Annotated in this window: 22 protein-coding genes and 2 riboswitches; of the genes, 5 read left to right on the forward strand and 17 right to left on the reverse strand. The window is 67.3% G+C overall.

The window, feature by feature from the left end; genetic code table 11:
- Nucleotides 1–14 precede the first annotated feature (14 nt).
- The 10 genes from phoB to Q0599_RS12745 form a co-directional block, all read right to left on the reverse strand.
- Nucleotides 15–716, reverse strand: coding sequence for a phosphate regulon transcriptional regulator PhoB (phoB, locus tag Q0599_RS12700; protein ID WP_298829947.1), 702 nt, complete (start codon nucleotides 714–716; stop codon nucleotides 15–17).
- Between the two features lie 10 nt (nucleotides 717–726).
- Entirely contained in the window at nucleotides 727–1,434 is a 708-nt protein-coding gene (gene phoU, locus Q0599_RS12705) for a phosphate signaling complex protein PhoU (RefSeq protein ID WP_298829949.1), read from the reverse strand.
- 16 nt (nucleotides 1,435–1,450) lie between these two features.
- Nucleotides 1,451–2,236, reverse strand: a complete 786-nt coding sequence (pstB, locus tag Q0599_RS12710; protein WP_298829951.1) for a phosphate ABC transporter ATP-binding protein PstB — start codon at nucleotides 2,234–2,236, stop codon at nucleotides 1,451–1,453.
- A gap of 10 nt (nucleotides 2,237–2,246) precedes the next feature.
- On the reverse strand, nucleotides 2,247–3,113 hold the full coding sequence (gene pstA / locus Q0599_RS12715) for a phosphate ABC transporter permease PstA (protein WP_298829954.1): 867 nt from the start codon (nucleotides 3,111–3,113) through the stop codon (nucleotides 2,247–2,249).
- Complete coding sequence (gene pstC / locus Q0599_RS12720; protein WP_298829956.1) at nucleotides 3,110–4,132, reverse strand: phosphate ABC transporter permease PstC; 1,023 nt, start codon at nucleotides 4,130–4,132, stop codon at nucleotides 3,110–3,112. Before pstC ends, pstA begins: the two co-directional genes overlap by 4 nt.
- Nucleotides 4,133–4,189: 57 nt before the next feature.
- Nucleotides 4,190–5,230: a phosphate ABC transporter substrate-binding protein PstS gene (pstS, locus tag Q0599_RS12725; RefSeq protein WP_298829958.1), complete on the reverse strand. Its 1,041-nt coding sequence runs from the start codon at nucleotides 5,228–5,230 to the stop codon at nucleotides 4,190–4,192.
- A 290-nt stretch (nucleotides 5,231–5,520) separates the two neighbouring features.
- Nucleotides 5,521–6,852, reverse strand: coding sequence for a phosphoglucosamine mutase (gene glmM / locus Q0599_RS12730; RefSeq protein WP_298829959.1), 1,332 nt, complete (start codon nucleotides 6,850–6,852; stop codon nucleotides 5,521–5,523).
- 24 nt (nucleotides 6,853–6,876) lie between these two features.
- Complete coding sequence (folP, locus tag Q0599_RS12735) at nucleotides 6,877–7,707, reverse strand: dihydropteroate synthase (protein WP_298829961.1); 831 nt, start codon at nucleotides 7,705–7,707, stop codon at nucleotides 6,877–6,879.
- 63 nt (nucleotides 7,708–7,770) lie between these two features.
- On the reverse strand, nucleotides 7,771–9,675 hold the full coding sequence (gene ftsH / locus Q0599_RS12740; protein WP_298829963.1) for an ATP-dependent zinc metalloprotease FtsH: 1,905 nt from the start codon (nucleotides 9,673–9,675) through the stop codon (nucleotides 7,771–7,773).
- Between the two features lie 141 nt (nucleotides 9,676–9,816).
- On the reverse strand, nucleotides 9,817–10,524 hold the full coding sequence (locus tag Q0599_RS12745; protein WP_298829964.1) for an RlmE family RNA methyltransferase: 708 nt from the start codon (nucleotides 10,522–10,524) through the stop codon (nucleotides 9,817–9,819).
- A 21-nt stretch (nucleotides 10,525–10,545) separates the two neighbouring features.
- On the opposite strand from Q0599_RS12745, the gene Q0599_RS12750 reads away from it, so the two are divergent.
- Complete coding sequence (locus Q0599_RS12750) at nucleotides 10,546–11,019, forward strand: YhbY family RNA-binding protein (protein ID WP_298829966.1); 474 nt, start codon at nucleotides 10,546–10,548, stop codon at nucleotides 11,017–11,019.
- A gap of 3 nt (nucleotides 11,020–11,022) precedes the next feature.
- On the opposite strand, the gene Q0599_RS12755 is transcribed toward Q0599_RS12750, so the two are convergent.
- From Q0599_RS12755 to Q0599_RS12775, 5 genes are all read right to left on the reverse strand, one after another.
- Nucleotides 11,023–11,463 (reverse strand): DUF4149 domain-containing protein, encoded by a 441-nt coding sequence (locus Q0599_RS12755; RefSeq protein ID WP_298829968.1) that lies wholly within the window; start codon nucleotides 11,461–11,463, stop codon nucleotides 11,023–11,025.
- Between the two features lies 1 nt (nucleotide 11,464).
- A complete protein-coding gene (greA, locus tag Q0599_RS12760; RefSeq protein ID WP_298829969.1) occupies nucleotides 11,465–11,941 on the reverse strand; it encodes a transcription elongation factor GreA in 477 nt (158 codons plus the stop codon).
- 75 nt (nucleotides 11,942–12,016) lie between these two features.
- Nucleotides 12,017–15,304, reverse strand: coding sequence for a carbamoyl-phosphate synthase large subunit (carB, locus tag Q0599_RS12765; protein ID WP_298829970.1), 3,288 nt, complete (start codon nucleotides 15,302–15,304; stop codon nucleotides 12,017–12,019).
- Nucleotide 15,305: 1 nt separating this feature from the next.
- Complete coding sequence (gene carA / locus Q0599_RS12770) at nucleotides 15,306–16,469, reverse strand: glutamine-hydrolyzing carbamoyl-phosphate synthase small subunit (RefSeq protein WP_298829971.1); 1,164 nt, start codon at nucleotides 16,467–16,469, stop codon at nucleotides 15,306–15,308.
- Between the two features lie 184 nt (nucleotides 16,470–16,653).
- Entirely contained in the window at nucleotides 16,654–17,067 is a 414-nt protein-coding gene (locus Q0599_RS12775; protein WP_298829972.1) for a heme-binding protein, read from the reverse strand.
- 175 nt (nucleotides 17,068–17,242) lie between these two features.
- Between Q0599_RS12775 and Q0599_RS12780 the strand changes: the two genes are divergently transcribed.
- Nucleotides 17,243–17,935 carry a Bax inhibitor-1/YccA family protein gene (locus Q0599_RS12780; protein ID WP_298829973.1) on the forward strand — a complete coding sequence of 231 codons (693 nt, stop codon included), beginning with the start codon at nucleotides 17,243–17,245 and terminating at the stop codon, nucleotides 17,933–17,935.
- A 21-nt stretch (nucleotides 17,936–17,956) separates the two neighbouring features.
- Here Q0599_RS12780 and Q0599_RS12785 read toward each other — a convergent pair whose 3' ends face one another.
- Both Q0599_RS12785 and rlmD read right to left on the reverse strand, forming a co-directional pair.
- Nucleotides 17,957–19,399, reverse strand: a complete 1,443-nt coding sequence (locus Q0599_RS12785) for a 1-acyl-sn-glycerol-3-phosphate acyltransferase (protein ID WP_298829974.1) — start codon at nucleotides 19,397–19,399, stop codon at nucleotides 17,957–17,959.
- Nucleotides 19,396–20,748, reverse strand: a complete 1,353-nt coding sequence (gene rlmD / locus Q0599_RS12790) for a 23S rRNA (uracil(1939)-C(5))-methyltransferase RlmD (protein WP_298829976.1) — start codon at nucleotides 20,746–20,748, stop codon at nucleotides 19,396–19,398. The genes Q0599_RS12785 and rlmD overlap by 4 nt, the downstream gene beginning before the upstream one ends.
- A 32-nt stretch (nucleotides 20,749–20,780) precedes the next feature.
- Nucleotides 20,781–20,884, forward strand: a riboswitch (glycine riboswitch).
- 15 nt (nucleotides 20,885–20,899) lie between these two features.
- A riboswitch (glycine riboswitch) is annotated at nucleotides 20,900–21,011 on the forward strand.
- A 68-nt stretch (nucleotides 21,012–21,079) separates the two neighbouring features.
- On the opposite strand from rlmD, the gene gcvT reads away from it, so the two are divergent.
- Genes gcvT through gcvP form a run of 3 tightly spaced genes read left to right on the forward strand, consistent with a single transcriptional unit; the run spans nucleotide 21,080 to nucleotide 25,540 of the window.
- A complete protein-coding gene (gene gcvT / locus Q0599_RS12795) occupies nucleotides 21,080–22,198 on the forward strand; it encodes a glycine cleavage system aminomethyltransferase GcvT (RefSeq protein WP_298829977.1) in 1,119 nt (372 codons plus the stop codon).
- Between the two features lie 36 nt (nucleotides 22,199–22,234).
- On the forward strand, nucleotides 22,235–22,615 hold the full coding sequence (gene gcvH, locus Q0599_RS12800; RefSeq protein ID WP_298829978.1) for a glycine cleavage system protein GcvH: 381 nt from the start codon (nucleotides 22,235–22,237) through the stop codon (nucleotides 22,613–22,615).
- A 27-nt stretch (nucleotides 22,616–22,642) separates the two neighbouring features.
- The gene (gene gcvP / locus Q0599_RS12805) at nucleotides 22,643–25,540 is read left to right on the forward strand and encodes an aminomethyl-transferring glycine dehydrogenase (protein ID WP_298829979.1); all 2,898 of its coding nucleotides are present in this window, start codon (nucleotides 22,643–22,645) and stop codon (nucleotides 25,538–25,540) included.
- Nucleotide 25,541 lies beyond the last annotated feature (1 nt).

Consider the following 25,541-nt stretch of genomic DNA (forward strand, 5'->3'; position numbering starts at 1 on the left):
CGCGCTCCGGGACCTCACGCCTGCGATGCCGCCACCTGCTGGGTCAGGCGGTAGCCAGCGCCGCGCACTGTCTCGACCATTTGCGAGCAGTGCGCTGGCGCGAGCGCCTCGCGCAACCGCTTCACGTGCACGTCGACCGTGCGTTCCTCGATGAAGACATGGTCGCCCCAGACCCGGTCGAGCAGTTGTGCTCGGCTGTGCACACGCTCCGGGTGCGTCATGAGGAAGTGCAGCAGGCGGAATTCGGTCGGTCCGAGCTTGAGCTCGATGTCGCCTCTCGCTACCCGGCGCGTGGAGGGGTCCAGGCGCAGCCCACCGAGTTCCACCGCCGAGTCCAGCGCTTCCGGCGCCTTGCGCCTGAGCACGGCACGAATGCGCGCCATCAGCTCGTTGGTGGAGAACGGCTTGGCGAGATAGTCGTCGGCACCGGCATCCAGCCCGGCCACCTTGTCGGACTCGTCGGCCCGCGCCGTCAACATGATGATCGGCAACTCGCGCGTGCGCGCATCGGCCCGCCAGCGGCGCGCCAGCGCCAGGCCCGACTGGCCCGGCAGCATCCAGTCCAGCAGCACCAGGTCGGGCAAAACGCCGTCCACCGCCGCCTGGGCCTGCTCGGCGCTCGCCGCCAGCGTCACCTCGTAACCTGCGTGGCGCAGGTTCAGCGAGATCAACTCGGCGATTGCCGCTTCGTCCTCGACCACCAGCACGCGACTCATGCAGTCACCCTCATCGCACGATCGACTCGACGTTCTCGAGCGTGTGATGGCGCACGTCGGTGCCCTTCACGATGTAGATGATCTGCTCGGCGAGGTTCTTCGCGTGGTCGCCGATGCGCTCGATCGCCTTGGCCACGAACACCAGGTCGATCGACGCCGAGATCGTGCGCGGATCTTCCATCATGTAGGTGATCAGCTTGCGCATCAAGCCGTCGAATTCCTGGTCGATCTGGTTGTCGTCCTTGATGACTTCCAAGGCCTTCGCGGCGTCGAGCCGAGCGAAGGCATCGAGCGCCTTGCGCAGCGAGGCCGTGGCCAGCGAGGCCTCGAACGACACGTCGCCGACCGGCAGCCGCATGCGGCTGGAGAATCCCGAGTTGATCAACCGCTGCACCGTTCGGCCGATGCGAGCCGCTTCATCGCCCACGCGCTCCAGGTTGCCGATGGTCTTGGAGACGGCGATGAGCAGGCGCAAGTCGCGTGCGGTGGGCTGGCGACGCGCGATGATGGTGGAGAGGTCCCGGTCGATCTCGATCTCCATCCGGTTGACCAGTTCCTCCTGCTTGAGAACCTCGCTGGCCGTATCGCCGCTGAAGTTCACCAGGGCATAGATCGCCTGCGCGACCTGGGACTCCGCCAATCCGCCCATCTCGAGCACTCGGGTGGAGATGGCGCTCAGTTCGGCATCGAACTGGGTGGAGAGGTGTTTCTCGGTCATGGTGGGTGCTCCCGGGTCAGCCGAAGCGACCGGTGATGTAGTCCTCGGTGTCCTTCTTCCTCGGCTTCATGAACAGTTCGGAGGTGGGGCCGAACTCGATCAGGTCGCCGAGGTACATGTAGGCGGTGTAGTCGGAACAGCGCGCCGCCTGCTGCATGTTGTGCGTCACGATGGCCACGGTGTAGTCAGCCTTCAGCTCGGTGATCAGTTCCTCGATCTTGCCCGTCGAGATCGGGTCCAGTGCCGAGCAGGGTTCGTCGAGCAGCAGCACCTCGGGCTTGATCGCGATGCCGCGCGCGATGCACAGCCGCTGCTGCTGTCCGCCGGACAACCCCGAGCCGCTCTGGTTGAGCTTGTCCTTCACCTCGGTCCACAGTGCCGCCTTCTTCAGCGCCCACTCGACGCGCTCGTCCATCTCCACGCGCGGCAGGTTCTCGAACAGCCGCACGCCGAAGGCAATGTTGTCGTAGATCGACATCGGGAACGGCGTCGGCTTCTGGAACACCATGCCGATCTTGGCCCGGATCAGGCTCACGTCGAGCTTCTTCTCCAGGATGTTCGCGCCGTCGAGCAGGATCTGTCCTTCGGCACGCTGCTCGGGGTAGAGCTCGAACATGCGGTTGAAGGTGCGCAGCAGCGTGCTCTTGCCGCAGCCCGACGGGCCGATGAAGGCCGTGACCTTGCGCTCTGGAATGTCCAGGTTGATGCGCTTGAGCGCATGGAAGCTGCCGTAGAAGAAATTCAGGTCGCGCACCGAGAGCTTCACCTTCTCGGTGACCGGCAGGTCGACTTTGGCGTCCATGGTGTGATTCTCAATGTTTGTTGCGGAACAGCACCCGCGCCAGGATGTTCAGCCCCAGCACGCCCAGCGTGATCAGGAAGACGCCGGCCCAGGCCAGCTTCTGCCAGTTCTCGTAGGGGCTCATCGCGAACTTGAAGATGGTCACCGGCAGGCTGGCCATCGGTTCGCCGAGGTTCGCCGTCCAGAACTGGTTCGACAGCGCCGTGAAGAGCAGCGGCGCCGTCTCGCCGGCAATGCGTGCCACCGCGAGCAGGATGCCGGTGACCACGCCGGCCCGCGCCGCCTTCAGCGTGATCAGCGTGATCACCTTCCACTTGGGCGTGCCCAGCGCATAGGCCGCCTCGCGCAAGGCGTTCGGGATCAGGCTGAGCATGTTCTCGGTGGTGCGGATGACGACCGGAATCACGATCAGCGACAAGGCCAGCACGCCTGCCCAACCGGAGAAGGTCTTGAAGCGCGCCACCACGACCGCGTAGATGAACAATCCGATGACGATGGACGGCGCCGACAGCAGGATGTCGTTGATGAAGCGCGTCACGGTGCCGAGCCAGGCCTTCTGGCCGTACTCCGCCAGATAGACGCCTGCCAGAATGCCCACCGGCGTGCCGATCAGCGTGGCCATCGAGACCATCAGCAGCGAGCCGAAGATCGCGTTGGCCAGGCCGCCGGTTTCCGCTTGCGGCGGTGGGGTCATCTCGGTGAAGGTGGCGATCGCGATGCCGCCGATTCCCAGCCGCACGGTCTCGACAAGGATCCAGATCAGCCAGAACAAGCCGAATGCCATCGCGCCGAGCGACAGCGCCAGTGCGATGCGGTTGGTGCGCTTGCGCGCGCTGTGCATCGCCAAGCGCGACGCGTCGAATCCGGCGACGCTCATGAGCGGGTTCCTTCGTTGCGCTGCAGACGCATGAGCAGCAGTTTCGACATGGATAGCACGACGAAGGTGATGAAGAACAGGACCAGTCCGAGGTAGATCAACGAGGCCTGGTGGAGCCCCTCGCCGGCCTCGGCGAACTCGTTGGCCAGCGCCGAGGTGATGCTGTTGGCCGCCTCGAAGAGCGACAGCGAGTTGAGCTGGTTCATGTTGCCGATGACGAAGGTGACGGCCATGGTCTCGCCGAGTGCCCGTCCAAGACCGAGCATGATGCCGCCGATCACGCCGGTCTTCGTGTACGGCAGCACGACCTTGTAGACCACCTCCCAGGTGGTCGCCCCCAGGCCGTAGGCCGACTCCTTGAGCATCGGGGGCGTGACTTCGAACACGTCACGCATCACCGCGGCGATGAAGGGGATCACCATGATCGCCAGGATGATGCCGGCGGACAGCAGACCCAGGCCGACCGGCGGCCCCTGGAAAAGCTGGCCGACGATCGGCACGTCGCCGAACAGCGACTGCAGCGGCTGCTGCACGTAGGTCGACAGGATCGGGCCGAACACCAGCAGCCCCCACATGCCGTACACGATGGACGGCACCGCCGCCAGCAGTTCGATCGCTGTGCCCAGCGGACGTTTGAGCCAGCTGGGCGAGAGTTCGGTGAGGAACAGTGCGATGCCGAAGCTCACCGGCACGGCAATCAGCAGCGCGATGAACGAACTCATCAGCGTGCCGTAGATCATCACCAGGCCGCCGTAGCGGTCCTGCACCGGGTCCCACTCCGACCGCCACAGGAAGCTCAGGCCGTACTCGCGGATGGCCGGCGCGGCTCCGACGAACAGCGAGAGGATGATCCCGGCCAGCAGCGCCAGCGTGATCCAGGCGGCGGCCAGCGCGAGCCCAGCGAACACCCGATCCGGCCAGGCTGAGAAGCGGCGTGCCGGGGCGGGCGATCCAGTCGGGTCGAGGCGTTCGATGGGCGTCTCCTTGAGCGAGGCGCCGGCGGGCAAGGAGGCGGTCATGCAGAGTCCTCGTCCGGGCCGGTCACCGGCCCGGATTGTCGCAGCCTTGACGGCCGGTCACTTGTACGCGATGACCTTGCCCGAGGCGTCCTTGATGGAGTCGCTCCACTGCTTGCGGACCATCGTCTTGACGACGTCCGGCATCGGAACGTAGTCGAGTTCGGAAGCCATCTTGTCGCCGTTGCTGTACGCCCAGTCGAAGAACTTCAGCGCGTTGGCCGCGTTGCCCGGCTTGTCCTGGGTCTTGTACATGAGGATGAAGGTCGCGCCGCTGATCGGCCAGGTGGCCTTGCCCGGCTGGTCGGTCAGCACCTGGTAGAAGCTCTTGGACCATTCGGCCCCTGCCGCGGCGGCCTTGAAGTTGTCTTCGTCCGGCGACGCGAAGTTGCCGTCCTTGTTCTTCAGCAGCACGTACGACATCTTGTTCTGCTTCGCGTAGGCGTACTCGACGTACCCGATCGAGTTCGGCAGGCGCTGCACGAAGGCCGACACGCCCTCGTTGCCCTTGCCGCCCGCGCCCGTCGGCCAGTTGACGGCCGTGCCCTCGCCGACCTTCTCCTTCCACTCCGCGTTCACCTTCGAGAGGTAGTTCGTGAAGAGGAAGGTCGTTCCCGAGCCGTCCGCACGGCGCACGGCAGCGATGGCGGCATCCGGCAGCGGCACGCCGGGGTTCAATGCGGTCAGTGCCGCGTCGTTCCACCTCGTGATCTTGCCGAGGTAGATGTCGCCCAGCACCTGGCCGGTCATCTTGATCTGGCCCGGAGCGATGCCCTTGATGTTGACGACCGGCACCACGCCACCGATCACCATGGGAAACTGGATCAGGCCGTCCTTGGCGAGATCCTCGTCCTTCAGCGGCATGTCGCTGGCGCCGAAGTCGACCGTCTTGGCCTTGATCTGCTTGATGCCGCCGCCGGAGCCGATCGACTGATAGTTCAGGCGCGCCCCGGTGGCCTTGTTGTAGGCGTCGGCCCACTTCGAGTAGATCGGATTCGGGAACGTGGCGCCGGCGCCCGTGATGTCCTGCGACAGCGCCAGGCCGGACGACATGGCGAGCGTCGCGCCGACGACGACGCCGCGGACAGAGATGATGGTCATGGAGGGGCCTCTCGTGGCTGGTTGACTGTGCCGCGATGGTAAGAAAGCCACATGACGATCATGTGACACTTCCACGTACAACGCCGGGCGGCGACATCGTCCTGGTGGACGGTCACGAACGATTCATGCGACCGTCATCTTGGCACGCCGGGCCGGGAAAGGGCCGTCCGCACGCAGACCGCATGCATCGCGCCTTCGCTTTGACCCCCTTCTCGAAGGCGGCGCTTCTGCCCTGCCGTCGGCACCGAACCGCCCGACCGTTCGGGAACCGATGTCGCCGACGCGGTGGCCTAGCTGCGTGCGGCGTCGGCAAGCTGTTCGGCGCTGCGCCGGGCCAGGGAGGCCTCGCGCGCCTCGACCATCACGCGCAGCACGGGCTCGGTGCCGGATGCGCGGATCAGGATGCGCCCGTCGGCGCCCAATTCCCGCGTCACACGCTCCTGCACGGCGGCGAGTTGGGCGTTCTGCTTCCAATCCCTGCCCTCGGCCAGGCGCACGTTGACGAGCGTCTGCGGAAAGAGCGTGACCCCCACCAGCAGTTCGGCCAGCGACCGGCCGGTGCGCCGCACTGCCTGGAGGATCTGCAGCGCACTGACGATGCCGTCGCCGGTGGTGTGCTTGTCCAGCGCCAGAAGGTGGCCGGAGCCTTCGCCGCCGAGTTGCCAGCCCCGTGCGGCCAGTTCCTCCAGGATGTAGCGATCGCCGACCTTGGCGCGCACGAACGCCACGCCGCGCTCGCTCAGCGCCAGTTCGACCGCCATGTTGGTCATCAACGTCCCGACTGCACCCGGAACCGGCTGACGCTGCGCCAGGCGGTCCGCCACCATGACGTAGAGCAGTTCGTCGCCGTTGTAGAGGCGACCGCCGGCATCGACCAGTTGCAGGCGATCGGCGTCGCCGTCGAGGGCCACCCCATAGTCGGCGCGGTGATCCTTCACCGCGGCCACCAGGGCCGCCGGTGCAGTGGCGCCGAAGCCGGCGTTGATGTTCATGCCGTCGGGGCTGCAGCCGATCTCGACCACCTCGGCACCCAGTTCGTGAAAGACATTGGGCGCCACGCGAGACGCGGCGCCGTGGGCGGCATCCACCACGATCTTCAGCCCCTTGAGCGACAGGTCGTTGCTGAAGGTGCTCTTGCAGAACTCGATGTAGCGCCCCCGTGCGTCTTCCAGCTTGCGCACCTTGCCGAGTCGTGCCGAGTCGACCCACTCCGCGGGTCGCTCCAGCATGGCCTCGACCTCCCGCTCCCAGGCATCGGGCAGTTTCTCGCCGCGTGCCGAGAAGAACTTGATGCCGTTGTCCTCGAAGGGGTTGTGCGAAGCGCTGATGACCACGCCCAGGCTGAGCCGCAAGGCACGCGTCATGTAGGCGACGCCCGGCGTCGGCAGCGGGCCGGTCATCAGCACGTCGACGCCCGCCGAGGCGAAGCCTGCCTCCAGGGCCGACTCGATCATGTAACCGGAGATGCGCGTGTCCTTGCCGATCAGCACCGTCGGGCGCTCTTCGCTGGCCTTGAGCACGCGGCCGACCGCATGGCCCAGGCGCAGCATGAAGTCAGGGGTGATCGGGGCGGTGCCGACCGTGCCGCGGATGCCGTCGGTGCCGAAATAGGTTCTGCTCATCCAAGTCCTCCGCGGCGGATTCTGTCAGCCGCCGAGCCCCGCGCCATCCCACACCTTCAGGGCATCGACCGTGGCTGCGACATCGTGCACGCGAACGACTCGCGCGCCGAGTTGCACCGACGCCAGCGCTGCCGCCACGCTGGCTGCCAGCCGCTCGCCCACCGGCCGCCCGGTGATCGCGCCCAGCGTCGACTTGCGCGACCAGCCCAGCAGCAGCGGTCGGCCGAGCACGAGCAGTTCGCGCTGGCGACGCATCAGTTCGAGGTTGTGCTCGACGCTCTTGCCGAAGCCGATGCCCGGGTCGAGAACGATGCGCTCGTCGGATACGCCGCGGCGGCGCAGCACGTCCATGCGCCCGCGCAGGAAGTCCGACACCTCGACCACCACGTCGTCGTAGGCCGGACGGTCCTGCATCGTCCCCGGGTCGCCGCGCATGTGCATCAGGCAGACGCCGCACCGCGGGTGGCCGGCCACAACGTCCTCCGCCCCGGGCAGGCGCAGCGCGTTGATGTCGTTGACGATGTCGGCGCCCAGGTCGAGCACACGCTGCATGACCGCGGGCTTGAGGGTGTCGATCGATACCGGCACCCCCAGCGTCAGCGCGCCTTCGAGCACCGGCAGCACGCGCGCCAGTTCCTCCTCCAGCGGCACCGGCGCCGCGCCCGGACGGCTGGACTCGCCGCCGATGTCCAGGATGTCCGCGCCATCGGCCACCAGCCGTTCGCAATGCGCCAGCGCCGCAGCCGCATCGTCGTGGCGGCCGCCATCGGAGAAGGAGTCCGGCGTGACGTTGACGATGCCCATCACCAGCGGATGGCGGAGATCGATCCGGAAACGGGTGGTCTGCCAGAACATGGATCGTGAGGAAGAAAAGGCGAACGGGGCCGAAGCCCCGTGCAAGACAGCCGATGTACCGGCTCAGGCCGTGGCGGTCGCGCTGCCCGGGTTCACCGGCGGCGGGGTCGTCGAACCCTTGCTCGACGACGGCGCCCAGTCCTTCGGCGGACGCGGAGGATTGCCGGCCATGATGTCGTCGATCTGGTCGCTGTCGATGGTCTCCCACTCGAGCAGCGCCTTGGCCATCGCGTGCATCTTGTCCTGGTTGTCCTCGATCAACTTGCGGGCGATCGCGTATTGCTCGTCGATGATGCGGCGGATCACACCGTCCACCTTGCGCATCGTCTCCTCGGACATGTTGGTCGTCTTCGTCACCGAGCGGCCGAGGAAGACCTCGCCCTCGTTCTCGGCGTAGACCATCGGCCCCAGTTCGTCGGTCATGCCGTAGCGCGTGACCATGTCGCGCGCGATCTGTGTCGCCCGCTCGAAGTCGTTGCTGGCGCCGGTGGTCATCTGGTTCATGAACACCTCTTCGGCGATGCGGCCGCCGAACAGCACCGAGATCGTCGAGAGCATGCGCTCCTTGTCCATGCTGTAGCGGTCGCCTTCGGGCAGCTGCATCGTCACACCCAGCGCCCGGCCGCGCGGAATCACCGTCACCTTGTGCACCGGGTCGGTCTTGGGCATCAGCTTGGCCACCAGTGCATGGCCGGCCTCGTGGTAGGCGGTGTTGCGCCGCTCCTCCTCGGGCATGACCATGGACTTGCGCTCGGGGCCCATCATGATCTTGTCCTTGGCCTTCTCGAAGTCGACCATCTCGACCACCCGCCCGTTGCGGCGCGCGGCGAACAGGGCCGCCTCGTTGACCAGGTTGGCCAGGTCGGCACCCGAGAAGCCCGGCGTGCCTCGCGCCAGGATGTCGGCGCGGATGTCCTGACCGACGGGCACCTTGCGCATGTGCACGTTGAGGATCTGCTCGCGGCCGCGCACATCGGGCAGCGTCACGTAGACCTGGCGGTCGAAGCGCCCCGGTCGCAGCAGTGCCGGGTCGAGGATGTCGGGCCGGTTCGTGGCCGCCATCACGATCACGCCGAGGTTCGTCTCGAAGCCGTCCATCTCGACCAGCATCTGGTTCAGCGTCTGCTCGCGCTCGTCGTTGCCGCCGCCCAGGCCGGCACCGCGATGGCGGCCGACCGCGTCAATCTCGTCGACGAAGATGATGCAAGGGGCGCTCTTCTTCGCCTGCTCGAACATGTCGCGCACGCGTGCAGCACCGACGCCGACGAACATCTCGACGAAATCGGAACCGGAGATGCTGAAGAAAGGCACCTTGGCCTCGCCGGCAATCGCCTTGGCCAGCAACGTCTTGCCGGTGCCCGGCGGGCCGACCAGCAGCACGCCGCGCGGGATGCGGCCGCCGAGCTTCTGAAACTTCTGCGGGTCCTTCAGGAAGTCGACCAGTTCCTTGACTTCTTCCTTGGCCTCGTCGCACCCGGCCACGTCAGCGAAGGTGGTGGTGTTGTTGGCCTCGTCAAGCATGCGCGCCTTGCTCTTGCCGAAGCTGAAGGCGCCGCCCTTGCCGCCGCCCTGCATCTGGCGCATGAAGTAGATCCACACGCCGATCAGCAGCAGGATCGGGCCCCAGCTCGCCAGCAGGCTGAGCAGGAACGAGGGCTCTTCGCGCGGCTTGACGTCGAACTTGATGCCGTTGTTGATCAGGTCGCCCACCAGGCCGCGATCGAGGTAGGTGGCGGTGGTTCGCAGTTCCTTGTCGTCGGTGGTGCGCGCGCGGATCTCGGTGCTGCCTCCGGCGCCCTCCTGGAGCTGCACGCTCTTGATGCGCTTGCTGCGCACCTCTTCCAGGAAATCGGAGTAGCCGATCTGGCCGGCCGTCGAGACTCCGCGGTCGAACTGCTTGAACACGGTGAACAGCACGAGTGCGATCACCAGCCAAACAGCGACTTTAGAGAACCATTGATTGTTCACCGCGGCTCCTTTTCCCGGTCAAGACAACGCGGCGGACACGCTTTCCGCCCATTGCCACGGTAGATGTGTGCGATTTTAGTCGACTCAAGCCCCGGCCCCGCCCAAGTTTCACCCTGGAACGTCTGTGTGAATCGGTGCAAATCAGGCACTTGGCCAGTTTTCTTCGACCCGCTTGCGATTCGGCTTGAGACCGATGCCGACGAGAAAGGTTTCAGCCGACCTGTCGCGCGAGGCCTTGGGCTTGATCGGCTTGACCACCCGGAAGCTGTCCTTGAACAGCTTGACGAGCTGACTGTAGCCGCTGCCGTGAAAGACTTTGCAGACCAGCGCACCCTCGGGCTTGAGGTGGCGCAACCCGAACTCCACTGCCAGTTCGACCAGGTGGGCGATGCGTGCGGAATCGGAGCTCTCGATCCCGGACAGGTTGGGCGCCATGTCGGACACCACCACGTCGACCGGCCGGCCGCCGACCGCCGCATCCAACTCCGCCAGCACGGCGTCCTCGCGGAAGTCGCCCTGGATGAAGCGAACGCCTTCTATCGGCTCGAAGTCGAGGATGTCCAGCGCGATGATCGTGCCGTTGAGTTCGCCGACGGCGGCCCCCCCGGCACCGGCGTCCTTGGGCGCGAACTTGCGCCGCAGGTACTGGCTCCAGGCGCCCGGTGTGGCGCCGAGGTCGACAACCAGCTGCCCCGGCTTGATCAGGTGCAGCGCTTCGTCGATTTCCTTGAGCTTGTAGGCGGCACGAGCGCGGTAGCCCTCGCGCTGCGCCATCTTCACGTAGGGATCGGTCAGGTGGTCGTGCAGCCACGCCTTGTTGACCTTCTTGCTCTTCGTCTGGACTTTCATGTCGCGGGGATAATACGGCCCATGCCTGCCATCCAGCTCACGCCCGCCCAGCGCAAGGACAAACGCGCCGATGCCCACCACCTCGATCCCGTCGTGCTCATCGGTGCCGAGGGACTCACGCCGGCCGTGCGCAAGGAGGTCGATGCGGCACTGAGTGCCCATGGGCTCATCAAGGTGCGCGTGTTCTCCGACGAGCGGGAAACCCGCGAGGAGATGCTCGCCACGCTGGCCGATTCACTCAACGCCGCGCCGATCCAGCACATCGGCAAGCTGCTCGTGCTGTGGCGCCCGATCCCGCCGAAGGAGAAGGCTGCGCGCGAGGACCGCATGCCCGGCCCCAAGGTGGTCAAGGTGCTCAAGTTCTCGCGCAGCGGCAACCACCGCCCGCAGATCAAGAAGGTCAAGGTGCTGGGCAATCAGCGGCTGACCGCTGGCGGCGAGGTCAAGCGTGCGAAGAAGCGCCCCACCAGCCTCAAGAAGATGGCAGCCCGCTGAGCCTCAGTGCGGCGCCAGGCGCCAGGCCAGCACCACCACGAGCAGCGTCTTGACACCGTAGAAACCTGTCGAGGCGCCGTGCAGCGCGGCAAACGACCAGGCGCCCTGCCCGGCACGTGCCGCCGCCATCATCGGCTGGATCGCGTAGTAGCCGGCCACGGTGCAGAACAGCGTGCCCAGCAGCAGCATCAAGTTGGCACTGAACTGCGAGCCCTGCCCGACTTCGGCAAGCCCGCGCGCCCGGCGGCGCTCGATCAGGAACAGGATCACCGCCAGGGCCAGGCTCAGCGGCGCCTCCTGGGAGAACATGCGCCCGGCCACGCGTCCCGCCTCGGCCGGGGTGGACAGCGTCGCGAACGCGGCTGGCGCGGCGATCAAGGCAATCGCGAGCAACAGCCCGGCCCACAGCCCTGCCAGCACCGCAGCGACACGGGTCGAGGACATCTCAGACGTAGCGGACGTCGACGATCTCGTAGTGGCGCACGCCACCCGGGGCCTGCACTTCGGCGACGTCGCCGCTCGACTTGCCAATCAGCGCACGGGCGATGGGCGAACTGACAGAGACAAGGCCCTGCTTGAGGTCGGCCTCGTCTTCGCCGACGATCTGGTAGGTCACCTGGGCGCCGGTGTCCTCGTCCTCCAGGTCGACGGTCGAGCCGAACACCACCCTCCCTTCGGCGTCCAGCGCCGACGGGTCGATGACCTGAGCGGCGGCCAGCTTGCCCTCGATCTCGAGGATGCGGCCCTCGATGAAGCCCTGCTTGTCCTTGGCGGCCTCGTATTCGGCGTTCTCCGACAGGTCACCCTGGGCGCGCGCCTCGGCGATCGCCTGGATGACGGCGTGACGTTCGACGTTCTTCAGCCGCGCCAGTTCTTCCTTGAGCTTCTCGGCGCCGCGCTTGGTGAGGGGGATGGTGGTCATGGGTCTGGCCTTGCCGCAAAAAACGAAGCCGCGGCCGGTAGGTTCCGGCGGCGGCCGTGAAGAATCCTCTGCAGTCTAGTGCAGTTCCGCGTGCAGTTCCTGTAGGGACTTCACCGCCAAGCCGGCCTGGTGCTTCATGCCCTCGACCGCAGCCTCGCAGCCGGCCATGCTGGTGTAGTAAGTCACGCGGTGGGCCAGTGCCGCCTGGCGGATATGGCGCGAGTCGGCGATGGCCGTACGCGTCTCGTCCACGGTGGTGAAGACGAGCTGGATCTCGCCCGCCTTGACCATGTCGACAATGTGCGGACGGCCGTCCTTGACCTTGTTGACCGGCTTGACCGGCACGCCGGCCTCGGCGATGGCCGCCGCCGTGCCCTTGGTGGCGACCAGATGGAACCCCATCGCGTGGAGGTCGCGGGCGACTGCCACGGCGCGCGCCTTGTCGTTGTTCTTCACGGTGACGCACACCGTGCCCTGGCGCGGCAGGCGCGAGCCGGCGCCGAGCTGGCTCTTCAGCATGGCTTCGCCGAAGGTCGCGCCCGCGCCCATCACCTCGCCGGTGGAGCGCATCTCCGGGCCGAGGATCGGGTCGACACCGGGGAACTTGTTGAACGGGAAGACCGCTTCCTTGACGCTGAAGTACGGCGGAATCACTTCTCCGGGTGCCTTCCCGTTGGCTCCCTTCTGCCCCGCCAGCGTCTGGCCGACCATGCAGCGCGCCGCGATCTTTGCCAGGGGCTGGCCGGTGGCCTTGGAGACGAACGGCACCGTGCGCGAGGCGCGCGGGTTCACCTCCAGCACATAGACCGTGGCCGCACTGCCGTCGCCAGCGATGTCGCCCTGGATGGCGAACTGCACGTTCATCAGGCCCTTCACCTTCAGTGCGCGCGCCATCAGCGTGGTCTGGCGACGCAGTTCGTCCTGCAGATGCGTCGGCAGCGAGTACGGCGGCAGCGAGCAGGCCGAATCGCCCGAGTGGATGCCAGCCTGTTCGACGTGCTCCATGATGCCACCGATCATCACGCCATCCGCGCTGTCGCTGCCGTCGGCGATGCAGTCGACGTCGACCTCGATCGCGTCGTCGAGGAAACGGTCCAGCAGCACCGGCGACTTCTCCGACACCTGCACCGCCTCGCGCATGTAGCGCGCCAGGTCCTTGTCGCCGTGCACGATTTCCATGGCGCGGCCGCCGAGCACGTAGCTGGGGCGCACCACCAGCGGGTAGCCGATCTCGTTGGCCAGCAACAGCGCGGCCTCTTCGGTGCGCGCGGTGCGGTTGGGCGGCTGCTTGAGGCCCAACTCGTGGAGGAGCTTCTGGAAGCGCTCGCGGTCCTCGGCGATGTCGATGCTGTCCGGGCTGGTGCCGACGATGGGCACGCCGGCCCGCTCCAGGTCGAGCGCCAGCTTCAGCGGCGTCTGGCCACCGTACTGCACGATCACGCCGGCCGGCTTCTCCTTGTCGACGATCTCCAGCACGTCCTCCAGCGTCACCGGCTCGAAGTAGAGCCGGTCGGAAGTGTCGTAGTCGGTCGAAACGGTCTCCGGGTTGCAGTTGACCATGATGGTCTCGTAGCCGTCCTCGCGCATCGCCAGCGCCGCATGCACGCAGCAGTAGTCGAATTCGATGCCTTGGCCGATCCGGTTCGGCCCGCCGCCCAGCACCATGATCTTCTTGCGGTCGCTCGGGTTGGCTTCGCACTCGCCGTCCAGTGTCTCGTAGCTCGAGTACATGTACGCGGTCTGCGTCGCGAACTCAGCCGCGCAGGTGTCCACGCGCTTATAGACCGGACGCACCCCCAGCGCATGGCGCGCCTCGCGCACGTGATGCTGGTTGGTGCCCAGCAGCGTCGCGAGGCGCTTGTCGGAGAAGCCCTTCTGCTTGAGAAAGCGCAGTTCCTCGGCCGTCAGGCTGGCCAGCGTGCGGCCATCCACCGCCCGCTCGGTGGCGACGATCTGCTCGATCTGCGCCAGGAACCAGGGGTCGATCGAGGTCTCCTCGAAGATCTCGTCCAGCGTCATGCCGATGCGGAAGGCGTCGGCCACGTAGAGAATGCGCTCGGGCCCGGGCTCGCCGATCTCCTGCACGATCTCCTCGCGGTCGGCGCTGCGCTCGGTCAGACCGTCGATGCCGGTCTCCAGGCCGCGCAGCGCCTTCTGGAAGCTTTCCTGGAAGGTCCGACCCATCGCCATGACTTCGCCCACCGACTTCATCTGGGTGGTCAGCCGCGAATCGGCGGCGGGGAACTTCTCGAAGGCGAAGCGCGGAATCTTGGTGACGACGTAGTCGATGCTCGGTTCGAACGAGGCCGGCGTCGCGCCGCCGGTGATGTCGTTCTTCAGCTCGTCGAGCGTGTAGCCCACCGCCAGCTTGGCGGCCACCTTGGCGATCGGGAAGCCGGTGGCCTTGGAGGCCAGCGCCGAGGATCGCGACACGCGAGGGTTCATCTCGATCACGACCATGCGGCCATTGGCCGGGTTGATCGAGAACTGCACGTTCGAGCCGCCGGTGTCCACGCCGATCTCGCGCAGGATCGCGATCGAGGCGTTGCGCATCAGCTGGTATTCCTTGTCGGTCAGCGTCTGCGCTGGCGCGATGGTGATCGAATCACCGGTGTGCACGCCCATCGGGTCGAGGTTCTCGATCGAGCAGACGATGATGCAGTTGTCCGCCTTGTCGCGGACCACCTCCATCTCGTACTCCTTCCAGCCGATCAGGCTCTCCTCGATGAGCAGTTCGCTGGTCGGCGACAGGTCGAGGCCACGCTTGCAGATCTCCTCGAACTCTTCCGGGTTGTAGGCGATGCCGCCGCCCGTGCCGCCGAGCGTGAAGCTCGGGCGGATGACCATCGGGAAGCCAGTCCCGCCGATCTCCTGGGCGATGCGGCGCTGCACGTCGAGAGCTTCTTCCATCGAGTGCGCGATGCCCGACTTGGCCGAGTGCAGGCCGATGCCGGTCATCGCGTCCTTGAACTTGAGTCGGTCCTCGGCCTTTTCGATGGCGTGTTCGTTCGCACCAATCATCTCGACGCCGTACTTGGCCAGCACGCCGTACTTGTGAAGGTCGAGCGCGCAGTTCAGCGCGGTCTGCCCGCCCATCGTGGGCAGCAGGGCATCGGGGCGCTCCTTGGCGATGATCTTCTCGACCATCTGCCAGGTGATCGGCTCGATGTAGGTCGCGTCGGCCATGCCCGGGTCTGTCATGATCGTCGCCGGGTTGCTGTTGACGAGGATGACGCGGTAGCCCTCCTCGCGCAGCGCCTTGCAGGCCTGCGCGCCGGAGTAATCGAATTCGCAGGCCTGGCCGATGATGATCGGGCCGGCGCCGATGATGAGGATGCTGTGGATGTCGGTGCGCTTGGGCATGTCAGTTCTTCTCCATCAGCCCAACGAAGCGGTCGAACAGGTACGAGACGTCATGCGGTCCGGGCGAGGCCTCCGGGTGGCCCTGGAAGCAGAAGGCGGGCTTGTCGGTGCGCGCCAGGCCCTGCAGGGTGCCGTCAAACAACGACACGTGCGTCGCGCGCAGGGTCTTGGGCAGTGACCTCTCGTCCACCGCGAAGCCGTGGTTCTGGCTGGTGATGCTGACGCGGCCGCTGTCGAGGTCCTTCACCGGATGGTTGGCGCCGTGATGGCCGAACTTCATCTTGAACGTCTTCGCGCCCGAGGCCAGCGCCATGATCTGGTGGCCGAGGCAGATGCCGAAGGTCGGGATGCCGGCATCGATCAGTTCGCGCGTGGCGGCGATCGCGTAGTCGCAGGGCTCCGGGTCACCGGGACCGTTGCTGAGGAAGATACCGTCGGGCTTCAGCGCCAGCACGTCCTTGGCCGGCGTCTGCGCCGGCACCACGGTGACACGACAGCCGCGGCTGGCGAGCAGGCGCAGGATGTTGTACTTGACTCCGAAGTCGTAGGCGACGACGTGGAACTTCGCGTGCGCCAGCGTGCCGTAGCCGTCCCCCAACGACCAGGCCGTTTCCTTCCACTCGTGGCGCTCGGTGCAGCTCACGACCTTGGCAAGGTCGAGGCCGGCCATGCTGGGGGCACCCTGGGCGGCAGCCACGGCCTGCTCGCGATGCGCGGCGCTCAGACTCTCCCCCTGCGGCAGCGTGAGGATGCAGCCGTTCTGCGCACCGTGCGTGCGCAGGATGCGTGTGAGTCGGCGGGTGTCGAGGTTGGCGATGGCCACCGTGCCTTCGCGCTTCAGGTAGTCACTGAGCGTAGCGGTGCTGCGGAAGTTGGACTCGCGCACCGGCAGGTCCTTGATGATCAGGCCGGCCGCATGCACCTTCGCAGCTTCGACGTCCTCGCCGTTGACGCCGTAGTTGCCGATGTGCGGATACGTCAGCGTGACGATCTGCCGGCAGTAGCTCGGGTCGGTGAGGATTTCCTGGTAACCGGTCAACGAAGTGTTGAACACCACCTCGCCGACGGTGCGGCCGGGGGCGCCGATCGAGATGCCTTGAAAGATCGTGCCGTCTGCGAGAGCCAGGATCGCCTGGGCTTGTGGGGACAGCAGTTGCGGCGGCACCGGGATCTCCGTTCGAGTGTGCGCGCCCAGCTCGGCTCGTCGAAGCCGAAGCCGGCGTTCGCGAAGAATGCGCCGGCAGGAAGACCGAGGGGGTTTCCGTCGGAATCAGCGAGAGAATCGCTGGGCGGGTGGAAGAAGCAAAACCGCAAAATTATAGCCGAGCGACCACTTCCACCCTGGCTGCTCAGGTCGCCAGACCGAGCGCGGCGATGCCGGCACGGGCGATCTGCGCGTCTTCGCTCGATTTCACGCCACTGACGCCCACCGCGCCGACGCATTGGCCCTCGACCATGATCGGCACGCCGCCTTCGAGCAGCGCTTCCAGTCCCGGCGCGCTGAGGAACGAGACGCGGCCCTGGTTGATCATTTCCTCGTAGATGCGGCTTTCGCGTCGGCCGAGGGCCGACGTGCGTGCCTTGTTCGGCGCGATCTGCGCCGAGATCGGCGCGGCGCCGTCCAGTCGCTGCAGCCACAACAGGTGGCCGCCGTCGTCGACGACGGCGATGCTCACCGCCCAGTGGTGGGCCAGCGCTTCGGCTTCGGCGGCCGCGGCAATGCGTTTGACGTCTTCCAGGGTCAGGGTCGGCTTGTTGTTCATGATGCGTGAAGAAATTGGCTGTTGGTGTGCCGGAAAGGTGCGCAGCGCGAACTCTATCGCGCTTGCACGGCGCCGATTCCGCCATGGCGCGTACGGTCTTTCTGTACGCAAGTGGTGGGAACTAGAATGCTTCATATCTGTCACAGACAGCGTCCACAACCCCCACGGAGGTTTCATGAATCAAGGCCTGCAAGCTGCTTACGGATATGCCGGCACCGGCGTGTCGGTGGAGCAGCGCAACCGCGTACTGCGCAACACCTACTGGCTGCTCGCGCTGTCGATGGTGCCGACGGTGCTCGGCGCCTGGCTCGGCGTGGCCACCGGACTCGCCCGGGCGATGTCGCCGGGGGTCGGTCTGGTCGTGTTCCTGGCCGGCGCGTTCGGCTTCATGTTCGCGATCGAGAAGACGAAGAACTCGGCGGCCGGCGTGCCGGTGCTGCTGGCTTTCACGTTCTTCATGGGCCTGATGCTGTCCCGCCTCGTCGGCGCCGTGCTCGGCCTGACCAACGGCGCCAGCCTGATCATGATGGCCTTCGCCGGCACCGGTGCGATCTTCCTGGGCATGGCCACGCTGTCCACGATCATCAAGCGCGACCTGTCGGCGATGGGCAAGTGGCTGTTCATCGGCGCGGTGATGGTCCTGGTGGCCGGCATCGCCAACTTCTTCATCCAGTCCAGCGCGCTCATGATCACCCTGTCGGTGCTGGTGATCGGCATCTTCTCGGCCTTCATCCTGTACGACCTGAAGCGTGTGCAGGACGGCCTGGAGACCAACTACATCAGCGCCACGCTGGGCGTCTACCTGAGCATCTACAACGTCTTCCAGGCCTTGCTCGCCTTGTTCGGCATCGGCGGCAGCAGCGAGTGATCGACGCAGGCTGAGTCGCCGTCAAACGGGGCCCTCGGGCCCCGTTTGTCTTGCTGGCTCGAACAGGTGGTCGATGGAGTTGGCGTAATAGGCGAGCACGCGCGCCTCGGCCGGATTGGCGCGCACGAGACCATCGTCCTGCAGCGCCAGGTGGCGCAGCGTCAGCATGCGCAAGCCCACGGAGATGGCGTAGTCGCGGTCGCTGCGGGGCACGTAGACGTGAGCGCCCTGCGCCTCGGCACGGTCCATCAGCGCGTGCACCGCCGCTTTCAACTCCAGTTCGGACCAGGCGCGCCGCGTGTCCTCGAGCAGCACGCGCGACACCAGCGGCACCGGCAGCACGGGCACCGTGCGACCGATCGTCGCCATCAGCGACCGGCCAACCTCGCCGACCGCCTCGCGGCGTTGCGCGTCGGTCAGGCCGCGGAAGTCGACGCCGTGCTCCCGCACCCAGGCACGCATCGACAGCGGCCGGCCGAAGTTGACGCAGGCGTAGCCGAAGCGGTAGCGGCGCCCCAGCAGCGTGAAGACGAACTGCCGGCCGAGGTAGGCGCCGGTGATGCGCAGCGTGCGCCACAGGCTGCCGCGCGGCGACGCCTCGTCGAGCTTGCGCAGCAGGCTGCGGTCCTCGATCACGCGGTCGTAGTTGATGCCCACCGGGATGAACACCAGGTCGCGCTCACCCTCGGGATTGAAGCCCTTGAGCATGTAGTCGAGCAGCCCGAGCTTGGGCTCGCGCAGCCTGCCGTCGATCGACAGGCCGCCTTCGGGGTACATGGCCTGCGGCACGCCGCCTTCGGTGGCCATCTGCACGTAGCGCTGCAGCACCATGCGATAGAGCGGATCGCCGGAGTTGCGGCGCACGAAGTAGGCGCCCATCGCGCGGATCAGTCCCTGCAGCGGCCAGATGCGCGCCCACTCGCCCACCGCGTAGCTCAGCGCCACGCGCTCGGCGGCGAGGAAGGACACCAGGATGTAGTCCATGTTGCTGCGGTGGTTCATCACGAACACCACGGTGGACTTCGGGTTGATCGCCGCGATCGCCGCGTCGTCGGTGTAACCCAGGCGCACGCGGTAGACCAACTGCGCGAAAGTCTTGGCCAGCCAATAGCCGACGCGGAAATACACGTAGGCGTTGAAGGCCGGCACGATCTCGCGCGCGTAGCCGAGCATCTGACGCGTCACGTCGGCGGCGGGCTTGCCGCTCTCGAGGCCATGCCGATGCGCGGCAGCGAGCACGCGCGGGTCGCTCATGAGCCGGTCGATCAAGGCGCGTCGGCGTGTCAGCTTGAACTGCGGCAGATCGATCTTCAGCCGCAACTGGATCTCGTCGAGCACCCCGCGCACCTTGCGCCGCACGACCCAGCGCACGCCCGGCAGCAGGAGCCATTGCAGCGCCGCCGCCGCGGCCAGCAAGAGCAGCAGCACGAACAGCCACAGCGGGATGCTGATGGACGAGGTCACCGGATGTCGCTCCGCTCGAAGACGGCCAGGCTCTCGACGTGAGCGGTGTGCGGAAACATGTTCACCGCCCCTGCCGCCATGCAGCGGTAGCCCGCCTGGTGCACCAGCAGCCCGGCGTCGCGCGCCAGGGTGGCCGGATTGCAGCTCACGTAGACGATGCGCCGCGGCGGCGTCCACCCCGGCGCGAGCGCGGCGTCGGCGTGCAATTCGGCCAGCGCCTTGGCCAGTGCGAAGGCGCCTTCGCGCGGCGGGTCGACCAGCCACTTGTCGGCAACGCCGTAGGCGACCAGATCGCCAGCCGCCAGCTCGAACAGGTTGCGCGCCTCGAAGCTCGTGCGCTCCGCCAGGCCGTTGCGCCGAGCATTCTCGCGCGAGCGTTGCACCAGCGCCTCGCTGCCCTCGACGCCCAGCACCTCCCGGACGCCGCGCGCGATCGGCAGCGTGAAGTTGCCCAGGCCGCAGAACCAGTCGATCACTCGATCGCCCGGTTGCGCTTCGAGCAGTCGCAGCGCGCGCGACACCAGCACGCCGTTGATTTGGTGGTTCACCTGCGTGAAGTCGGTCGGCTTGAAGGGCATGACGACGCCGAACTCGGGCAGCGAGTAGGCCAGTTCCGCGCCGCCCTCGTCGAGCACATGCACCGAGTCGGGGCCCTTCGGCTGCAACCACCATTGCACGCCGTGATCGCGAGCGAAGGCGCGCAGCCGCTCCAGGTCGCCCGGCGACAAGGGCTCCAGGTGGCGCAGCACCAGCGCGGTGACCATGTCACCCACTGCCACCTCGATCTGTGGCAGGCGATCGCGCTGATCCATGTGCGCCACCAGATCGCGCAGCGGCATCAGCAGCGCCGACAGGTGCGGCGGCAGCACCTCGCAGCGCTCCATGTCGGCCACGTAGCTCGACTTGCGCTCGTGGAAGCCGACCAGCACCTTGCCCTTCTTGGCGACGAAGCGCACCGACAACCGAGCGCGGTAGCGATAGCCCCAGGCCGGCCCTTCGATGGGGCGCAGCCATCGCTCGGCCTTCACCTTGCCGAGGTGCCACAGCGCATCCTCGAGCGCGCGCTGCTTGGTGGCCACCTGCGCCGCCACGTGCAGGTGCTGCATCTTGCAGCCGCCGCAGGTGCCAAAGTGCGGGCACAGGGGCCGCACGCGCTGCGAACTCTCGCGCCGCCAGGCCACCGCGGAGGCCTGCTCCCAGTTGTTCTTGCGCCGCTGCACCGTGACCTGCACCACCTCGCCCGGCAGTGCACCTTCGATGAACACCACCTTGCCCTCGGCGTTGTGTGCCACGCCCTGCGCCTCGAGGTCGAGCGACTCGACCATCAACCATTCGTCTGCAGCTGTCATGGCGTCGATTATCCGGGCCGCCACTGCTACACTGGCCGCCGCCAGGAGAGAGCTTCCGCGTGAAGCCGCCGAAGGCGCAGAACCGATTCCCTTGGGCCCGGTTCGAACGCTCAGGCAAAAGGACTGGCACGCGCCGCGCAGAAAAGCGAGGCGTTTCCTCGCTGGAGAGAGGTCCGCCGCGAGCGGGCCCACCGAAGGGGCAAGCGGACGCATCGGTTGCGGCGACCGTCAATCTCTCAGGTAAAGCGGACAGAGAGGGCATGGCACCCGGCATGGCATGGTCCGTGCCGGGGTTGGCAAAGGCCCTCGAACGCGTCGCCAGGAGGCGAACATGTCCGACACCCCGCTGCAGAAGACCCCGCTGCATGCCCTGCACCTCGAACTCGGCGCCAAAATGGTGCCCTTCGCCGGCTACGAGATGCCGGTCAGCTACCCGGCGGGCATTCTTGCCGAGCATCGCCACTGTCGCGAGTCGGCAGCGCTGTTCGACGTGTCCCACATGGGCCAGGTGCGGTTGGTCGGCGAGGACGCCGCGGCCGCCCTCGAGTCGCTGGTGCCGGTCGACGTCGCCGGCCTCGCGCCGGGCCGCCAGCGTTACGGCTTCTTCACCAACGCGGCCGGCGGCATCCTCGACGACCTGATGATCACGCGGCGCGACAGCGACTGGCTGGTGATCGTCAACGCCGGCTGCAAGGACGCCGACGTCCGCCATCTGCAGACGAACATCGGCCACCGCTGCACCGTGCAGCCGATGCCCGAGCGCGCGCTGCTCGCCCTGCAGGGCCCGAAGGCGGCCGAGGCGATCGGCCGGCTCGCGCCCGATCTGCGCCCGCTGGTCTTCATGAGCGGCACCTTCGTGCGCATCGCCGGCATCGACTGCTTCGCCACCCGCTCCGGCTACACCGGCGAGGACGGCTACGAGATCTCGGTGCCGGCAGATCGGGCGGTGGCCCTGGCCAAGGCGCTGCTGGCGCTGCCGGAGGTCAAGCCGGCCGGCCTGGGCGCACGTGACACCTTGCGCCTCGAAGCCGGCCTGTGCCTCTACGGCCACGACATCGACGACAAGACCACACCGGTCGAGGCCGGCCTGTCCTGGGCGATCCAGAAGGTGCGCCGCAGCGGCGGTGCACGCCACGGCGGGTACCCCGGCGCTGCGGCGATCGACGCCCAACTGTCGGCCGGGCCGGCCTGCAAGCGCGTCGGCCTCGTCGGCCTGGAGCGCCTGCCGGTGCGCGAAGGCGCGGTGATCGTCGACGCGAAGGGTCACAAGCTCGGCCACGTCACCAGCGGCACGCTCGCGCCCAGCGTCGGCAAGCCGATTGCGATGGCCTACCTCGCCGCGAACCATGCGCTGCCCAACCATGAGGTCTACGCCGAGGTGCGCGGCAAGCGTCAGCCGATGCGCGTCAGCCCCATGCCGTTCGCCCCCCACCGCTACTTCCGCGGCTGAATCCCGAACCGTCACGCCAACCCGAGGAGAACACCGATGACGACGATGTACACCCCCGACCACGAGTGGATCAACATCGAGGACCACGAGGCCGCCACCGTGGGCATCACCCACCACGCGCAGGACGCGCTGGGCGACGTGGTCTTCGTCGATCTGCCCGAGGTTGGCAAGACCTTCAAGAAGGGCGAGGTCGCCGGCGTGGTCGAGTCGGTGAAGGCCGCGGCCGACCTCTACATGCCGGTCAGCGGCGAGGTCGTCGAGGTCAACGAGGCGCTGCGCGCCGATCCGTCGCTCGCCAATTCGGATCCACTGGGCAACGGCTGGTTCTTCAAGGTGCACATCTCCGAAGCCGGCATGGCCGAGTTCGACCAGCTGATGGACGCCCCTGCCTACGACAAGCTGCTCAAGACCGCCTGAGCCCGAGCCCCCCGACCAGGAAGCCCCATGCTGATGTCCGCCCACCAGCCGCTGCGCGAGCTGGAGAACGCCACCGAGTTCGTTGCACGCCACGTCGGCATCACCGACGCGGCCGCGCGCCACATGCTGTCGGCGATCGGCGCCGCCTCGCGCCGCGCACTGATCGACGCCGTCGTGCCCGCCGCCATCCGGCGTGCCGCGGCCATGGCCCTGCCGGCGCCGCTGACCGAAGCGCAGGCTCTCGCCGAGCTGAAGCAGATCGCCTCGCGCAACCGTCTGCTGAAGAGTTTCATCGGCCAGGGCTACCACGGCACGCACACGCCGGGCGTCATCTTGCGCAACATCCTCGAGAACCCGGCCTGGTACACCGCCTACACGCCTTACCAGGCGGAGATCTCGCAGGGCCGCATGGAGGCACTGGTCAACTTCCAGACCATGGTCTGCGACCTCACCGGCCTGGCCATCGCCGGCGCGTCGATGCTCGACGAGGCCACTGCTGCCGCCGAGGCGATGACCCTCGCGCTGCGCGTCGGCAAGAGCAAGTCGCAGACGATCTACGTGGCCGACGACGTGCTGCCGCAGACGCTGGAAGTGGTGCGCACGCGGGCCCAGCCGATCGGCGTGGCGGTGGTGACGGGCCCAGCCGAGCAGGCCGGCACGACCGAGGCCTTTGCGGTGCTGCTGCAGTACCCGGGCGTGAACGGCACGGTGCGTGACCTCAAGCCGATCATCGACGCGGTGCACGGCCATGGCGGACTGGCCATCGTCGCCGCCGACCTGCTGGCGCTGACCCTGCTCACGCCGCCGGGCGAGATGGGCGCCGACATCGCGGTGGGCACCACGCAACGCTTCGGCATGCCGATGGGCAATGGCGGCCCGCACGCCGCCTACCTGGCCACGCGCGACGAATTCAAGCGCCAGATGCCCGGCCGGCTGGTTGGCGTCAGCGTCGATGCGCATGGTGCGCCGGCCTACCGCCTTGCGCTGCAGACGCGCGAGCAGCACATCCGCCGCGAGAAGGCCACCTCCAACATCTGCACCGCGCAGGTGCTGCCAGCGGTGGTGGCGAGCATGTACGCCGTTTACCACGGCCCCGAAGGCTTGAAGCGCATCGCCCGACGCGTCGCGAGCTTCACGGCCGTGCTCGCCGCCGGCCTGAAGCAGCTCGGTGCGACGGTCGGTGACGACGCGGCGTTCGACACGATCGTCGTCGCCACCGGCGAGCGCACCGAAGCCGTGCTGCAGGCCGCGCGCGACGCCGGCGTCAACTTGCGCCGCGCGGGCGCCGATGGCGTCGGCATCACGCTCGACGAGACCACGACGCGCGAGGACATCGCGCTGCTGTGGTCGCTGTTCGCCGGCGGCCAGCCGCTGCCCGACTTCGCGCCCTTCGAGAAAGGCATCGCGCCGCTGATTCCGTCGGCGCTGGCGCGCAGCAGCGCCTTTCTCAGCCACCCCGTGTTCAACCGCTACCACAGCGAGACCGAGATGCTGCGCTACCTGCGCAGCCTGGCCGACAAGGACCTCGCGCTCGACCGCACCATGATCCCGCTGGGCTCCTGCACGATGAAGCTGAACGCGACCAGCGAGATGATCCCCATCACCTGGCCGGAGTTCGCCGACGTGCACCCCTTCGCGCCGCAGGACCAGCTGGCCGGCTACGCACTGCTGAACGAGCAGCTGTGCAGCTGGCTGTCGCAGGCCACCGGCTACGCCGGCATCAGCCTGCAGCCCAACGCCGGCTCGCAGGGCGAGTACGCCGGGCTGCTGGTCATCAAGGCCTGGCACGAGTCGCGCGGCGATGCGCAGCGCGACATCTGCGTGATCCCCGAGTCCGCCCACGGCACCAACCCGGCCAGTGCGCAGATGGCCGGCATGCAGGTGGTGGTGGTCAAGTGCGATGCGATGGGCAACGTCGACCTCGGCGACCTGCGCGCCAAGTGCGAGCAGCACCGCGAGCGACTGGCCTGCGTGATGATCACCTACCCCTCCACCTACGGCGTGTTCGAGGCGCGCGTGAAGGAGTTGTGCGCGCTGGTGCACTCGTTCGGCGGCCGCGTGTACGTCGACGGCGCGAACATGAACGCGCTGGTCGGCGTGGCCGCGCCGGGCGAGTTCGGCGGCGACGTCAGCCACCTGAACCTGCACAAGACCTTCTGCATCCCGCACGGCGGCGGCGGTCCCGGCGTCGGACCGGTGTGCGTGGTCGAGGACCTGGTGCCCTTCCTGCCGGCCCACCGCAGCGCCGGGCTCGGCACGGATCGGCAGGTGGGCGCCGTCAGCGCGGCGCCGCTGGGCAACGCTGCGGTGCTGCCGATTTCGTGGATGTACGTGCGCATGATGGGCGCCGAGGGCCTGCGCTCGGCCACCGAGTCGGCCATCCTCGCCGCCAACTACGTGGCGGCGCGCCTGTCGCAGCACTACGACATCCACTTCAGCGGCGAGATCGCCGGGCTGCAGGGCGGCGGCGTGGCGCACGAGTGCATCCTGGACCTGCGCCCGCTGAAGGAGACCAGCGGCATCAGCGCCGAAGACGTCGCCAAGCGCCTGATCGATTACGGCTTCCACGCGCCTACGCTGAGCTTCCCGGTCGCCGGCACGCTGATGGTCGAGCCCACCGAGAGCGAATCGCTCGCCGAGTTGGACCGCTTCTGCGACGCGATGATCGCCATCCGCGCCGAGATCGGGCACGTCGAGTCCGGCGCCTGGCCGCGCGAGGACAACCCGTTGAAGAACGCGCCGCACACCGCCGAAGCGCTGCTGAAGGCTGACTGGCCGCATGCCTACAGCCGCGAGCAGGCCGCCTATCCGGTGGCTTCGCTGAAGCGTTCGAAGTACTGGGCGCCGGTGGGCCGCGTCGACAACGTCTGGGGCGACCGCAACCTGTTCTGTTCCTGCGTGCCGATGTCCGAGCTGGCGAGCTGAG

The organism is uncultured Piscinibacter sp. (assembly GCF_937952055.1).
In the GTDB taxonomy this organism is placed as follows: Bacteria; Pseudomonadota; Gammaproteobacteria; order Burkholderiales; family Burkholderiaceae_C; genus Piscinibacter.

Bases quoted from the DNA above. Each gene is read 5' to 3' on its own strand.
- folP (WP_298829961.1), bottom strand. From the start codon at position 7,707: ATGTTCTGGCAGACCACCCGTTTCCGGATCGATCTCCGCCATCCGCTG.
- pstA (WP_298829954.1), bottom strand. From the start codon at position 3,113: ATGAGCGTCGCCGGATTCGACGCGTCGCGCTTGGCGATGCACAGCGCG.
- greA (WP_298829969.1), bottom strand. From the start codon at position 11,941: ATGACCACCATCCCCCTCACCAAGCGCGGCGCCGAGAAGCTCAAGGAA.
- rlmD (WP_298829976.1), bottom strand. From the start codon at position 20,748: ATGACAGCTGCAGACGAATGGTTGATGGTCGAGTCGCTCGACCTCGAG.
- gcvP (WP_298829979.1), top strand. From the start codon at position 22,643: ATGCTGATGTCCGCCCACCAGCCGCTGCGCGAGCTGGAGAACGCCACC.
- gcvH (WP_298829978.1), top strand. From the start codon at position 22,235: ATGACGACGATGTACACCCCCGACCACGAGTGGATCAACATCGAGGAC.
- pstC (WP_298829956.1), bottom strand. From the start codon at position 4,132: ATGACCGCCTCCTTGCCCGCCGGCGCCTCGCTCAAGGAGACGCCCATC.
- phoU (WP_298829949.1), bottom strand. From the start codon at position 1,434: ATGACCGAGAAACACCTCTCCACCCAGTTCGATGCCGAACTGAGCGCC.
- pstB (WP_298829951.1), bottom strand. From the start codon at position 2,236: ATGGACGCCAAAGTCGACCTGCCGGTCACCGAGAAGGTGAAGCTCTCG.
- Q0599_RS12745 (WP_298829964.1), bottom strand. From the start codon at position 10,524: ATGAAAGTCCAGACGAAGAGCAAGAAGGTCAACAAGGCGTGGCTGCAC.
- gcvT (WP_298829977.1), top strand. From the start codon at position 21,080: ATGTCCGACACCCCGCTGCAGAAGACCCCGCTGCATGCCCTGCACCTC.
- phoB (WP_298829947.1), bottom strand. From the start codon at position 716: ATGAGTCGCGTGCTGGTGGTCGAGGACGAAGCGGCAATCGCCGAGTTG.
- carB (WP_298829970.1), bottom strand. From the start codon at position 15,304: ATGCCCAAGCGCACCGACATCCACAGCATCCTCATCATCGGCGCCGGC.
- Q0599_RS12775 (WP_298829972.1), bottom strand. From the start codon at position 17,067: ATGAACAACAAGCCGACCCTGACCCTGGAAGACGTCAAACGCATTGCC.
- Q0599_RS12750 (WP_298829966.1), top strand. From the start codon at position 10,546: ATGCCTGCCATCCAGCTCACGCCCGCCCAGCGCAAGGACAAACGCGCC.
- Q0599_RS12780 (WP_298829973.1), top strand. From the start codon at position 17,243: ATGAATCAAGGCCTGCAAGCTGCTTACGGATATGCCGGCACCGGCGTG.
- glmM (WP_298829959.1), bottom strand. From the start codon at position 6,852: ATGAGCAGAACCTATTTCGGCACCGACGGCATCCGCGGCACGGTCGGC.
- Q0599_RS12755 (WP_298829968.1), bottom strand. From the start codon at position 11,463: ATGTCCTCGACCCGTGTCGCTGCGGTGCTGGCAGGGCTGTGGGCCGGG.
- pstS (WP_298829958.1), bottom strand. From the start codon at position 5,230: ATGACCATCATCTCTGTCCGCGGCGTCGTCGTCGGCGCGACGCTCGCC.